12 protein-coding genes are annotated in these 12,861 nt (G+C 34.7%); all 12 read left to right on the top strand.

Features of this window, described 5'->3' with window-relative positions; translation table 11 throughout:
• Positions 1–61 precede the first annotated feature (61 nt).
• The 12 genes from mraZ (at position 62) to leuS (ending at position 12,811) form a co-directional block, all read left to right on the top strand.
• Complete coding sequence (gene mraZ, locus RRB46_RS00850) at positions 62–475, top strand: division/cell wall cluster transcriptional repressor MraZ (protein WP_296127006.1); 414 nt, start codon at positions 62–64, stop codon at positions 473–475.
• 1 nt (position 476) lies between these two features.
• Positions 477–1,400 carry a 16S rRNA (cytosine(1402)-N(4))-methyltransferase RsmH gene (gene rsmH, locus RRB46_RS00845; protein WP_296127007.1) on the top strand — a complete coding sequence of 308 codons (924 nt, stop codon included), beginning with the start codon at positions 477–479 and terminating at the stop codon, positions 1,398–1,400.
• A gap of 1 nt (position 1,401) precedes the next feature.
• Positions 1,402–1,773 (top strand): hypothetical protein, encoded by a 372-nt coding sequence (locus RRB46_RS00840; protein WP_296127009.1) that lies wholly within the window; start codon positions 1,402–1,404, stop codon positions 1,771–1,773.
• 19 nt (positions 1,774–1,792) lie between these two features.
• Complete coding sequence (gene mraY / locus RRB46_RS00835) at positions 1,793–2,740, top strand: phospho-N-acetylmuramoyl-pentapeptide-transferase (protein WP_311537142.1); 948 nt, start codon at positions 1,793–1,795, stop codon at positions 2,738–2,740.
• Positions 2,737–4,053 (top strand): UDP-N-acetylmuramoyl-L-alanine--D-glutamate ligase, encoded by a 1,317-nt coding sequence (gene murD, locus RRB46_RS00830; protein ID WP_311537141.1) that lies wholly within the window; start codon positions 2,737–2,739, stop codon positions 4,051–4,053. Before mraY ends, murD begins: the two co-directional genes overlap by 4 nt.
• Before the next feature lie 2 nt (positions 4,054–4,055).
• A complete protein-coding gene (gene murG, locus RRB46_RS00825) occupies positions 4,056–5,141 on the top strand; it encodes an undecaprenyldiphospho-muramoylpentapeptide beta-N-acetylglucosaminyltransferase (RefSeq protein ID WP_311537140.1) in 1,086 nt (361 codons plus the stop codon).
• The gene (locus RRB46_RS00820; protein ID WP_311537139.1) at positions 5,141–5,932 is read left to right on the top strand and encodes an FtsQ-type POTRA domain-containing protein; all 792 of its coding nucleotides are present in this window, start codon (positions 5,141–5,143) and stop codon (positions 5,930–5,932) included. The genes murG and RRB46_RS00820 overlap by 1 nt, the downstream gene beginning before the upstream one ends.
• Before the next feature lie 41 nt (positions 5,933–5,973).
• Positions 5,974–7,077: a cell division protein FtsZ gene (ftsZ, locus tag RRB46_RS00815; protein ID WP_297688672.1), complete on the top strand. Its 1,104-nt coding sequence runs from the start codon at positions 5,974–5,976 to the stop codon at positions 7,075–7,077.
• Between the two features lies 1 nt (position 7,078).
• A complete protein-coding gene (nrdR, locus tag RRB46_RS00810; protein WP_311537138.1) occupies positions 7,079–7,552 on the top strand; it encodes a transcriptional regulator NrdR in 474 nt (157 codons plus the stop codon).
• Between the two features lie 150 nt (positions 7,553–7,702).
• Complete coding sequence (locus RRB46_RS00805; RefSeq protein ID WP_297688669.1) at positions 7,703–9,022, top strand: replication-associated recombination protein A; 1,320 nt, start codon at positions 7,703–7,705, stop codon at positions 9,020–9,022.
• Positions 9,012–10,400, top strand: coding sequence for an asparagine--tRNA ligase (gene asnS / locus RRB46_RS00800; RefSeq protein WP_296127025.1), 1,389 nt, complete (start codon positions 9,012–9,014; stop codon positions 10,398–10,400). Before RRB46_RS00805 ends, asnS begins: the two co-directional genes overlap by 11 nt.
• Before the next feature lie 8 nt (positions 10,401–10,408).
• Positions 10,409–12,811: a leucine--tRNA ligase gene (gene leuS / locus RRB46_RS00795; protein WP_311537137.1), complete on the top strand. Its 2,403-nt coding sequence runs from the start codon at positions 10,409–10,411 to the stop codon at positions 12,809–12,811.
• Positions 12,812–12,861: the final 50 nt, after the last annotated feature.

Raw genomic sequence — 12,861 nt, 5'->3', positions numbered from 1 at the left:
TTTCCCCTATATAGGATAAAATGATAGTGAAGTGGAAGATTGTGGTAAAAGGTGGTAAGAAATGTTCCTAGGTGAATATATCCATAAGATAGATTCGAAAAATAGAATAATGATGCCTAGTGAATTTAGACCTTCTCTTGGAGAAGAATTCTATCTTACCAAGGGACCAGAGAACTCCTTAGTAATTTATACAGAAGAAGAATTTCAAAAAAGGTCCCAAAATCTTGATCAACTCGTATATGAGAATAAGAAAAATCGTGCTATAAAAAGACTGTTTTTCTCTTCCACTGTCAAGATGAATCTTGATAAACAAGGAAGAATCTTGATTAATAAGAATCTAAAGGACTATGCTAAAATCTCGGATGAGGCCATAATAATTGGCAATAACAACACCATAGAAATATGGGATAGACAAGTTTGGGATGAATATATAAACGAAGTCGAGGTGAATTTATCCGACATAATGGATGAATAATATGAAATTTGAACACATACCAGTTCTTGCAAAAGAAACTATAGAAAATTTAAATATAAAACCAGATGGAGTTTATGCTGACCTAACCCTAGGAAAGGGAGGTCATTCTAAGATGATCCTTGAAAGATTATCTGATAAGGGACTTCTTATAGGCATAGACCAAGATGAAACTGCCATTAAAGCTGCCAAAGAAAATTTAAAAGACTATAAAAATGTTGTATTTTTCAATACCAATTTTGAAAATATAAAAGAAGTCTTAACTAAGGCGGGTTTTAATAAAATCGATGGTGCTCTGATGGACATTGGCGTCAGCTCATATCAAATCGACAATCCTGAGCGTGGTTTTTCTTATATGAAAGATGGACCACTTGATATGAGAATGGATAGGCTAAATGAGTTAACAGCAGAAAAGATTGTCAATGAATACTCTCAGGATGAACTTACAAAGATATTTTTTGACTATGGTGAAGAAAGATTTTCAAAAGCCATAGCCAGAAATATAGTAAAGTATCGCGAAAATGAAAGAATTAATACCACTTTCAAACTCCGAAATATTGTTATGAAATCTGCGAACTTTAAAAATGAAGTTCATCCTGAAAAGAGAGTATTTCAAGCCTTGAGGATTGCAGTAAACAGAGAGCTAGACGTATTAGAAAACACCATTGATGATATTATAGATTTTATAAATAAAGATGGCAGACTTGCGATAATTACTTTCCATTCTTTAGAAGATAGGATAGTTAAAAATAAATTTAAGGACTTGGCGACAGATTGTATTTGTCCGCCAGAGATTCCAATTTGCGTATGTGATCATAGGGCAAAGGTTAAGCTTATAACCAAAAAACCAATCACAGCGAGCAAAGAAGAACTAGAAGCTAACTCTAGGAGTAAACCTGCTAAACTTAGAGTATGTCAAAGGATATGATATGGCTGAGCGTATAGAATATAAGATAGTGAAAAATAATAATAAGGGAAGGGTCAGGCTTAAGGTAAAAGAAAAACCTAAAAGGTCCAAGGCCTATGATATAGCTAAACTTAGGAAAAGAGACAGGATGATGAAATTTTGGATAAGTCTCTTTGTATTTTCAATGCTATTAGCCATGACTACTTTTTTGATAAATAAAAGAATTAATTTGTCAAATGAGAGATTTGAGTATAATAGACTACAGGCAGATATAGTAAGCTATGAGCTTCAAAGAGATAGGCTTAAAACTAGCCTTGATGAAGCCATTGACTTAAATAGAATTCAAAGATATGCCATAGAAGATTTAGATATGGTTTATCAGGATAATAATTAGCTGCTGATTAGGAAGTAATATGAATAAGTATTTAATAATTTTATTAGGAATATTTTTAAGTTTGGGCTTATCATTTTTTATAATTCCAATCCTTAAAAGCAAAAAAATCGGTCAAAATATCAGGGCAGTTGGTCCAAAAAGCCATTTAGCCAAGGCAGGAACTCCAACTATGGGAGGAATAATTTTTATAATTTCTGCCTTCATCTTAAGTCTATTTTTCTTAGATAAAAGCATGGAAACTCTCATCCTTCTTGTGTCAATGGTAGGATTTGGAGCGGTAGGCTTTATCGATGATTTCAAAAAATTAGTTTTAAAACAATCTGAAGGTCTTAAACCAAAAGAGAAACTAGTCCTCCAATTTGGGCTGGCAATCTTGGTAAGTATCTTGGCCTTCATAAATGACAAAGAATCTATAACAAGGTTACTCATACCATTTACTAATTTCTACCTACCAGTATCAATAATAGGCATTCCTATAATGGTCTTTATAATAGTAGGTACTACAAATGCTACAAACCTAACAGATGGTCTTGACGGCCTCTTAGTGAGCGTATCAATTCCGGTGTTTATTGCTCTAAGCATAATAGGAAAGGCTACAAATAATGAAACTTTTGCTCTAATAATGCTTGGAAGTCTTCTAGGATTTTGGGTATTTAACTTCAACCCAGCAAGTGTATTTATGGGAGATACCGGATCAATGGCAATAGGCGGAGCAATCGTAGCCCTTGCAATAAATCTTAAAATTCCAATTTATTTAGTAATATTTGGTGGAGTCTATATGATGGAAACCCTATCTGTAATAATCCAGGTTTTATCTTATAGGCATAGGAATAAGAAAAGAGTCTTTCTTATGACTCCTATCCATCATCATTTTGAACTAAAAGGTTACAAAGAATCAAAGATAGTAGCAGCCTTTGCTGTTGTATCTATCGTATTATCATTAATAAGTTTGGTGGCATTAATATGAGTAAGGTATTAGTATATGGACTAGGTGTAACAGGCATATCATCAGTAAAATGTTTGTATAAAAAAGGATATGATGTCTACACCTTTGATAAAAATAAAGAAAAAATAGAAGAACTAGAGGGCTATAAATATAGCCCTATTTCTTGCGCTAATTTAGAAACTTATGATTTTGAATTTGTTTTAAAATCGCCAGGAATCAAGCCTAGTGATGAGTATGTAAAGATTTTAGAAAAGAATAATGAAATAATTTCAGACATCGAGGCATCCCAAAGATTATTTCCTGAAAAGGAAAAAATAGCCATCACAGGTACAAATGGTAAAACTTCAACAACATCGATGGTAAACCATATTTTAAATCAGTCAGGTCATAAGGCCTACGCAGTAGGAAATATCGGCGAAGGAATTTTATGGCAAATGTACAATAATGAAGGAGTCTTTGTTGAAGAATTATCATCTTTCCAACTTCATGATAGTAAATATTACCATCCAAAATATGCTGCAATCTTAAATATAAACGAAGATCACATAGATTGGCACGGAAGCTTTGATGATTATATTAATTCAAAGTTAAAAATTGCCGCAAATCAAGGACAATCAGATTATTTAGTAATAAATAAAGAAGATAAGATTTTACAAGACCATAAATCAAGCTTTAAGGCAAAAATTTATGAATTCTCAAGCAGACAAAGGGTAGAAAGAGGCCTTTACCTAAAGGGAAAAACAATCTACCTAGTAGATGAAAATCATGAAGATAAAGCTATCTTGGATGTGAGAGACCTTTCTGTAATAGGTAGGCATAACTATGAAAATGCCATGGCAGCTATTTTATTAACTTACCTATATGGGATAAAACTTGAAGAAATAATTAAGTCAATTAAGACCTTTAAATCAATTGCCCACAGGCTTGAGTTTGTAAAAACTCTTGACGGAGTAGATTATTACAACGACTCTAAGGGGACAAATGTAGATAGTTCTGTAAAGGCCATAGAATCTTTTGAAAGACCAATAATAATAATTGCAGGTGGATACGACAAGCATATCGACTACACCGAATATGTTAAAGCTTTCAAGAATAATGGTAAGCTTATGATTATTATGGGCGAGACCAAGCAAAAGATAGAAAAAATCTGCAAGGACCTACAAGTTTCTTATATCATGGTAGAAAACATGAAAGAAGCCTTAGATCAGGCCTACAAAGAAGCCAAAAGTGGCGATGTAGTTTTACTATCTCCAGCCTCTGCTTCATGGGATATGTACAAATCTTATGAGCAAAGAGGAGATGATTTTAAAGCCCTTGTAGAAAAGTTAGGATAAATATGAAAAGAGCAATAATTACAGGCGGTGGAACTGGTGGTCACATCTATCCAGCCATAGCCATAGGAGATAAAATAAAAGAAGAAAACCCCGGAGTAGAGATAATCTACGTTGGGATAAAAGGTGGGCCAGAAGAAAGAATTGCTAAGAAAAATGGTTACGAATTTCATTCTATAGAAGCCATGGGCATACCTAGGAAAATCAATAAAAGGCTATTTAAATCCCTCTTAGCAAATATAAAGGGCTTTGGCCAGGCTAAGAAAATAATAAAAGATTTTAAACCAGAATTAGTAGTAGGAACAGGGGGCTATGTATGTGCGCCAATTCTTTACCAGGCTGCAAGGGCCCATATTCCAGCCATAGTTCATGAATCAAATTCTTATCCAGGTATGGCTAGTAAATTTCTCTCACAAAGGGTTGATAAGGTCCTAATTTCTTATGAGGAAGCAAAAAAGCATTTTAAATATCAAAAAAACATAGTAGTAACCGGAAATCCAGTTAGAAATAATTTTGATCTCAGCTACACCAAAGAAGACTTAAAAAGCCTTGGAATAGAGGAAGACATACCTATAGTATTTTCTTTTGGTGGATCAAATGGATCTTATGCCTTAAATCAAGCGGTTATAGAACTAAGCAAAAAACTTGATGGCAAATATTACCTTCTTCATCAAACAGGAAACAGGTATTATGATGATTTTGTAAAGAAAGCATCTCCTAGCAAGTACCTAAAGGTTTTTAAATATATTGATAATATAGACCTTTTTTATGGACTAGCAGATTTGATAATTGCTTCATCAGGAGCCATGAGTCTTGCAGAAATATCCTCAGTTGCCAAGGCTTCAATCCTTATACCTAAGGCTTATACAACAGAAAATCATCAAGAATATAACGCAAGAACTTACATGGACCACGGGGCAAGCCTTATGATTTTGGAAAAAGATTTGAAGGCTGACCTATTAAATGAATCTATATTGAGTATAATAGAAAACAAAGATATTATGCAAAAAATGGGGGAAGAAGCTTATAAACTCGCTGATAATTCAGCAACTGACAAAATTTATAGCGAGATTTCTAAGTTAATTGATTAATGACTAATAAAAACGATGACAGAATTATAAAAAAAGGTTCAAAGGTCTTTAGCAAAAAATATATAGCCAAAAAACGTGGTAAGGAAGAAATTGAAAAGCCTAGAAGTAAGATTTTCTTCTTCCTTATTTTCTTGGCATTTTTGTTAGGGCTTTCTATAAATCTTTATACTCATCCCTTTATGAAAATTCAGGATATATACATACAAGGCAATGTAATAACTGATGATACTGAGATAATAAAGAAATTAAGGTCGCCAGTAGGCAAAAACATCCTATTGTATGATTATAAAAAAAGTGAAAAAGAATTAAAAAAATTAAGCTTTATTAAGTCTGCTAGGGTTAGGAAGGTATTTCCTAAAATAATATCAGTGGAAATTACAGAAGATTTTCCTCTCTACAAGATCAAAGATAAAGATATTTATGTTACAAATAATGGACTTATTACAAAGGATGTAGATAAGATTAACACAGATAGACTTATAGAAATAGATACAAATTCTTACAACAAGGAAATAGGCCAGAACTTTACTTCTTCTGAGACAAGTATGAATTTTATTAAAGAGCTAAGTGCATCATCTTTGATAGGAAGGGTAAGTAAGTTAAATTTGGAAAATAAACTTGATATTGGTATAATGATACAAGATATTGAAGTTAAGTTTGGTGATTTAAATAATGTTGAATATAAGATTAAATTGCTAAATAAAGTTTTAGCCGATATAAAAAGCAAGGGCAAAAAAGTAGAAAGTATTAACTTAAACAACGGGGACAATCCTGAAGTTGTGGTAGATTAATATTTTAGCTAAGTTAAAAATAGAAAACGATGGGGGATTTTATGGCAAACATTAATTATGATATGGAAAACAATTCTTTAGCTAAGATAAAAGTTATTGGTGTTGGTGGTGGTGGAAACAACGCCATCAGCAGGATGAGAGATAATGGCCTATCTGGAGTAGAGTTTATGGCGCTTAATACTGACCTTCAAGCTTTACAAGGATCAAACGCTGATATTAGACTTCAAATAGGTGAAAAACTTACAAGAGGTCTTGGAGCAGGAGCTAATCCATCTGTAGGTGAAAAGGCAGCAGAAGAATCAAAAAGTGAAATAGAAGAAGCAATCAAAGGCGCTGATATGGTATTTATCACAGCCGGAATGGGTGGTGGTACAGGTACAGGTGCAGCACCAGTTGTAGCCCAAGTTGCTAAAGAAATGGGAATCCTTACTGTAGGTGTAGTTACAAAACCATTCTCATTTGAAGGTAGAAAAAGAGCAAACCAAGCTGAATCAGGTATTGAAAAATTAAAAGAAAATGTAGATACCCTAATTACAATACCAAATGATAAGCTACTTCAAATTGTAGAAAAAAGAACATCAATGGTAGAAGCTTTCCAAATGGCAGACCAAGTACTTATGGATGCTGTAAGTGGTATATCAGAACTAATTGCAGTACCAAATGTTATCAACCTTGACTTTGCAGATGTTAAATCAATCATGGCAGACCAAGGTATGGCACATATGGGTATAGGTAGAGCAAGCGGAGAAAATAGAGCAGTTGATGCTGCAAAAGCCGCTGTTAACTCACCACTTCTTGAGACAAGTATAGAAGGAGCTAATGCAGTACTTCTAAACGTAACAGCCGCAGAAGTAGGCCTAATGGAAGCAAATGAAGCAGCTGAATTAATTAGAGACCACATAGATTCTGATGCAAATATAATCTTCGGTGTTGGTTCTGATGAAACAATGGGAGAAGAAATCAAGATCACAGTAATAGCTACAGGTTTTGACAATGCTGGTAGACCTAGAAGAGCAGATAGATCAAATTCTTCTGACGAGTTAAGAGCTCCTCAAAGAAATAATACAAATAACGTAAATAAAAACAGCCAAAGAAAATCATCAAATTTCTTTGATGACCTAGAGCTTCCTGATTTCTTAAAATAATATGAGATGTCCCTATTGTGATTCTAAAAATACAAGGGTATTAGACTCAAGATCAACTGATGATGACAGGGCTATTAGACGAAGAAGACTCTGTGAAGATTGTGATAAGAGGTTTTCAACCTATGAAAGGTATGAAGACTCTACAATCATGATAATCAAAAAAGACAACACAAGGGGGGCTTTTGACCCAAGAAAGTTAATCTCAGGCATTGTCAAATCTTGTCAAAAAAGACCTGTCAGCATGGATCAAATAGAAGAAGTAGCTAAAAATATTGAAACCAAAGTTAATCATACTGGCAAAAAAGAAGTAACTTCAACATATATAGGACAGCTTGTCATGGATGAATTAAAAGACTTAGATCCTGTAGCCTATGTAAGATTTGCATCTGTATATAGAGAATTTAAGGACGTCGATTCATTTTATGAGGAGATTATAAATTTAAAAGATGATAAGGGGCTGTTGCAGAATGAATAAATCATCCCAATTCATTAGAGGAACCTCCACGAAAATTTTGCCTCCACGAGCCGGCAGGCTAGGCCAAAAATTTTCTATGAGGACCCTCTAATGAAGGGATGATAGTTATTCATAATTTTGCAACAGCTCCTTTTCTATTAAGGAGTGCAAATGGATTTATTTGAATTAAACAGACAAAGAGAACTTTCGAAAAACGCTCCTCTTGCAGATAGGTTAAGGCCAAATTCGCTTGATAAATATATAGGTCAAGAACATTTGGTAGGTCAAGGAAAGATTATCAGAAGAATGATCAAGGCTGATAGGATTTATTCTTGTATCTTTTATGGACCACCAGGAGTGGGCAAGACTACTCTTGCTAAAATCATCTCCAATACAACGAACATGGCCTTTGAAGAAGTATCTGCTGTAGCTAGTGGCATAGGTGATTTAAAGGAAAAGGTTCAAATTGCAAAGGATAATTTATCTTATGAAAATAAGAGGACCATACTATTTGTAGATGAAATCCATAGATTTAACAAAAGTCAGCAAGATTACCTCTTGCCCTTTGTAGAAGATTCGACCATAACCCTAATTGGGGCAACTACAGAAAATCCATATTTTGAGGTAAATAAGGCCTTGATTTCAAGAATGTATGTCTTTGAGCTTAAGGAATTAAGCGATGAAGACCTTAAAAAACTCATAGACCTTGCCCTAAAGGAAGATGAGATATTAAAAAATAAGGATATTAGGTTAAGCGATAAGGCTATTTCCACCCTTGTAAGGTATTCTAATGGAGACAGCAGAGCCCTATTAAATGCTTTAGAAATTGCCATATTTTCAGAAGATGAAAAAGATGGTAGAATAGATATAGACTCTGATACTATCGAAAATTCTATTAATAGAAAAATTGCGGTTTATGATAAAAATGGTGATAGGCATTATGATACGATTTCTGCTTTTATCAAGTCTATGAGAGGGTCTGATATAGATGCAGCTCTCTACTATCTGGCAAAGATGCTAGAATCTGGCGAAGATATCAAGTTTATCGCTAGAAGGATGATAATTTTTGCAGCAGAAGATATTTCAAATGCAAATCCTAATGCCTTGATTTTGGCTAATGCCTGCTTTGAAGCCATAGATAAGATTGGCATGCCAGAAGCAAGGATTATCCTGGCCCAGACTGTGGTTTACCTAGCAGCAAGTCTAAAGAGTAATTCGACATACCTTGCTATAGATAAGGCAATAGATTTTGTAAGAAATAATAAAGATAGTACAGTACCAAATAAGTTAAAAGATAGCCACTATGCTGGAAGTAAGAATCTTATAAAGGATGAGTATTTATACCCACATTCTTTTGGTGGCTATGTAAAACAAGATTATCTGCCGGATGATTTTGTAGAAGAAAAATTTTATGAGCCTATTTTAAAAGGCTATGAGAAAGAAATGATCGAAAGATTAAATAAAGTTAAGGAAGGCAATAATGAAGATTAGAGAATTATTAGAAAAAGCGGAAAGCTTAGTTGATAGTGAAGTAGTAATAGAAGGCTGGATTAGAAACTCAAGATTTAGTAAAAACGTGGGTTTCATCGATTTAAATGATGGGTCAACCTTTAAAAATCTCCAAGTAGTAGTGGGAAAAGAAATCGAAAATTATGATGAACTTGATAAGCAACACCTATCTGCAAGTTTAAGAGTAGAAGGTAAACTTGTTTCAACAGGAAAAGATAATAATCCATATGAAATTCAAGCAGCTAAGGTTATAGTTCTTGGTGAATCTTCAGAAAAATTCCCAATCCAAAAACAAAGACAAACCTTTGAATTTATGAGAACAATCCCTCACCTAAGACCTAGAACAAATACATACAGAGCTGTATTTAGAACAAGATCAATTCTAGCCTTCGGACTTCATAAATTTTTCCAAGAAAGAAACTTTGTTTATGTAAATCCACCAATCATCACAGCAAGCGATGCTGAAGGAGCTGGTGAGATGTTTAATGTAACAACAATCGACCCTAATGATCCACCAAGAAGAGAAGATGGAAAAGTCGATTACAACAAAGACTTCTTCAGCAAAAAATCTTACATGACAGTATCAGGCCAGCTTGAGGCAGAAGACTATGCCCTAGCTTTCGGAAATGTTTATACCTTTGGACCTACCTTTAGGGCGGAAGTTTCAAATACACCTAGACATGCTGCAGAATTCTGGATGCTTGAGCCTGAAATGGCCTTTGCTGATTATAATGTATGCATGGATACTGCTGAAGATATGATAAAATATGCAATCGACTATTTACTTGAAAATGCCAAGGATGAAATGGAATTTTTCAACAAATGGATTGACAAGGGCTTAATTGAAAGACTAGAAAAGCTTAGAAATTCAGAATTTGCAAGAATCACCTATACAAAAGCTATAGAATTATTAAAAGAATCTGGCGAAAAATTTGAATTCCCAGTTGAATGGGGCATGGATCTTCAAACAGAACACGAAAGATACCTATCAGAAAAAATCGTAAATGGTCCAGTATTTGTAACAGATTATCCAAAAGACATCAAGGCCTTCTATATGAAGAGAAATGATGATGGAAAGACAGTAGCAGCCTTTGATATGCTTGTTCCTGGAGTAGGGGAGCTAATCGGTGGATCTCAAAGAGAAGAAAGATACGATGAGCTTGTAAAATCTATGGAAGATAATGGCTTAAATCCAGAAGAATATCAAAACTACCTAGACCTAAGAAGATTTGGTACAGTAGTTCACTCAGGTTTTGGACTAGGTTTTGAAAGAGCAATGATGTATGTAACAGGCATGAAAAATATCAGAGACGTAATAGCTTACCCAAGATATGTAAATGCCTTTGCTAACAACAACTAGGGGGAAAAATGGTAGAATATAATCCAAATGCCATAGAAAAAAAGTGGCAAAAAAAATGGGAAGAAGAAAAAACATTTAAATCAGAAATAGATTCAACTAAGAAGAAATTTTATCCTTTAGTAGAATTTCCTTATCCATCTGGCCAAGGCCTCCACGTAGGCCATCCACGTCCTTACACAGCCCTTGATGTAGTGGCTCGTAAGAGAAGATTAGATGGAGAAAATGTAATGTATCCAATGGGTTGGGATGCTTTTGGCCTACCAGCTGAAAACTACGCTATAGAAAACAAAATTCACCCAGCTATAATTACAGAAAAAAATATAAACCACTTTAGGGATCAAATGAGATCAATTGGCTTCTCCTTTGATTGGGACAGGGAAATAAATACAACAGATCCTGATTATTATAAATGGAGTCAATGGATTTTCATCCAAATGTTTAAAAAAGGCCTAGCTTACAAGTCAGAAACATCTGTAAACTGGTGCCCATCATGCCTAGTTGGTCTTGCCAATGAAGAGGTAGTAGATGGTAAGTGTGAAAGATGTGGGGCTGAAGTAGAGCATAAGCTAAAAAACCAATGGATGCTAAAGATAACAGCCTACGCAGACAGACTTATAGATGACTTAGCTGAAGTTGACTATGAATCAAGAATAAAAGCTAGTCAAATAAATTGGATAGGAAGAAGCCACGGGGCAGATGTTAATTTTAGCCTAAAAGATAGGGATGAAAAGCTTACAGTTTATACCACAAGACCAGACACAATCTTTGGTGTAACCTATATGGTAGTTTCACCAGAACATCCAATCCTAGAAAAATACAAGGATGATATCAAAAATTACGATGATATCCTTGATTACAAACACAAGGCAAGCTTAAAATCTGATTTTGAAAGAAGTGAGCTAAATAAGGATAAGACTGGGGTAATGATTGATGGCCTATCAGCAATTAACCCACTAAATAACAAGGAAATTCCAATTTGGGTATCAGATTACGTCCTAATGTCCTATGGTACAGGAGCTATAATGGCAGTACCAGCTCACGATGAGCGTGACTTTGAATTTGCAAAGAAATTTGATATGCCAATAATTCCTGTTTATGATTCAAAGGATGAGCTTCCTGTAACAGATATTGAAAAGGGAACAGCTATAAATTCTGATTTCTTAAATGGCCTATCTGCAACAGAAGCTAAGAAAAAAGCTATTGAATATGTAGAAGAAAATAAATTGGGAGAAGCTAAGACAAACTTCAAGCTTCGTGACTGGGTATTTTCAAGACAAAGATACTGGGGTGAACCAATCCCAATGGTATATTGTGATGAGTGCGGTTGGGTGCCAGTAGATGAAAAAGACCTGCCAGTAAGACTTCCTGAGATAGAGTCTTACACACCAACAGCCACAGGTGAATCACCACTAGCCAAAATCGATGACTTTGTAAATACAACCTGTCCGCATTGTGGAAAGCCAGCAAGACGTGAGACAGATACCATGCCTCAATGGGCAGGATCAAGCTGGTATTATCTAAGATATGCTGACCCTCACAACCACGAAGAAATAGCAAGCAAAGAAGCCCTTGATTATTACACACCAGTTGATTGGTATAACGGAGGAATGGAACATACCACCCTTCACCTTCTTTACTCAAGATTTTGGCACAAATTCCTCTACGATATAGGAGTAGTGCCAACAAAAGAACCATACAAAAAGAGAACAAGCCACGGCATGATCTTAGGCTATGATGGTCAAAAAATGAGTAAATCAAGAGGAAATGTAGTAAATCCTGATGATATAATAAGAGACTTTGGGGCAGATACCCTAAGAACCTATGAAATGTTCATGGGAGATTTCTCATCAGTAGCCAAGTGGTCAGATGAGGGAGTTAAGGGATGTAGAAAATACTTAGAAAGAGTCTTTAACTTAATCGACCTTGTAGAAGATGGGGATGACTACAGCAAAGAGCTTGAAGTATCAATTAACCAAACTATCAAAAAAGTAAGTGATGATTTTGAAAATCTTAAGTTCAATACAGCCATAGCCGCCCTAATGAGTCTATTAAATGAAATGAGAGCTCTAGGAAAAATCACCAAGGCTGACTTTAAGACCTATATAACCCTACTAAATCCAGTAGCTCCTCACCTAACAGAGGAATTATGGCAAATGGCAGGCTTTGATGGAGAACTTAACCAAACAAGCTGGCCAAAATATGATGAATCTAAGCTAAGCTTTGATACAATCGACCTACCAGTCCAAGTAAATGGCAAGGTAAGAGGAAAGATAACAATAAGTAAAACAGCAAGTAAGGAAGAAGCTCTAGACTTAGCAGCTAAAGAAAATAATGTAAATTCTTATATAGAAGGCAAGGAATTTAGAAAAGTAATCTATGTTCCAGGCAAAATTCTAAATCTAGTAGTTTAAAAAATATTTAAAAAGAGAAAATCTTCGGGTTTTCTCTTTTTTGATGATAA

Origin of the sequence: uncultured Anaerococcus sp. (genome assembly GCF_963512375.1) — a bacterium.
In the GTDB taxonomy this organism is placed as follows: domain Bacteria; phylum Bacillota; class Clostridia; order Tissierellales; family Peptoniphilaceae; genus Anaerococcus.
This window is presented reverse-complemented; position numbering and strand designations above follow the sequence as displayed.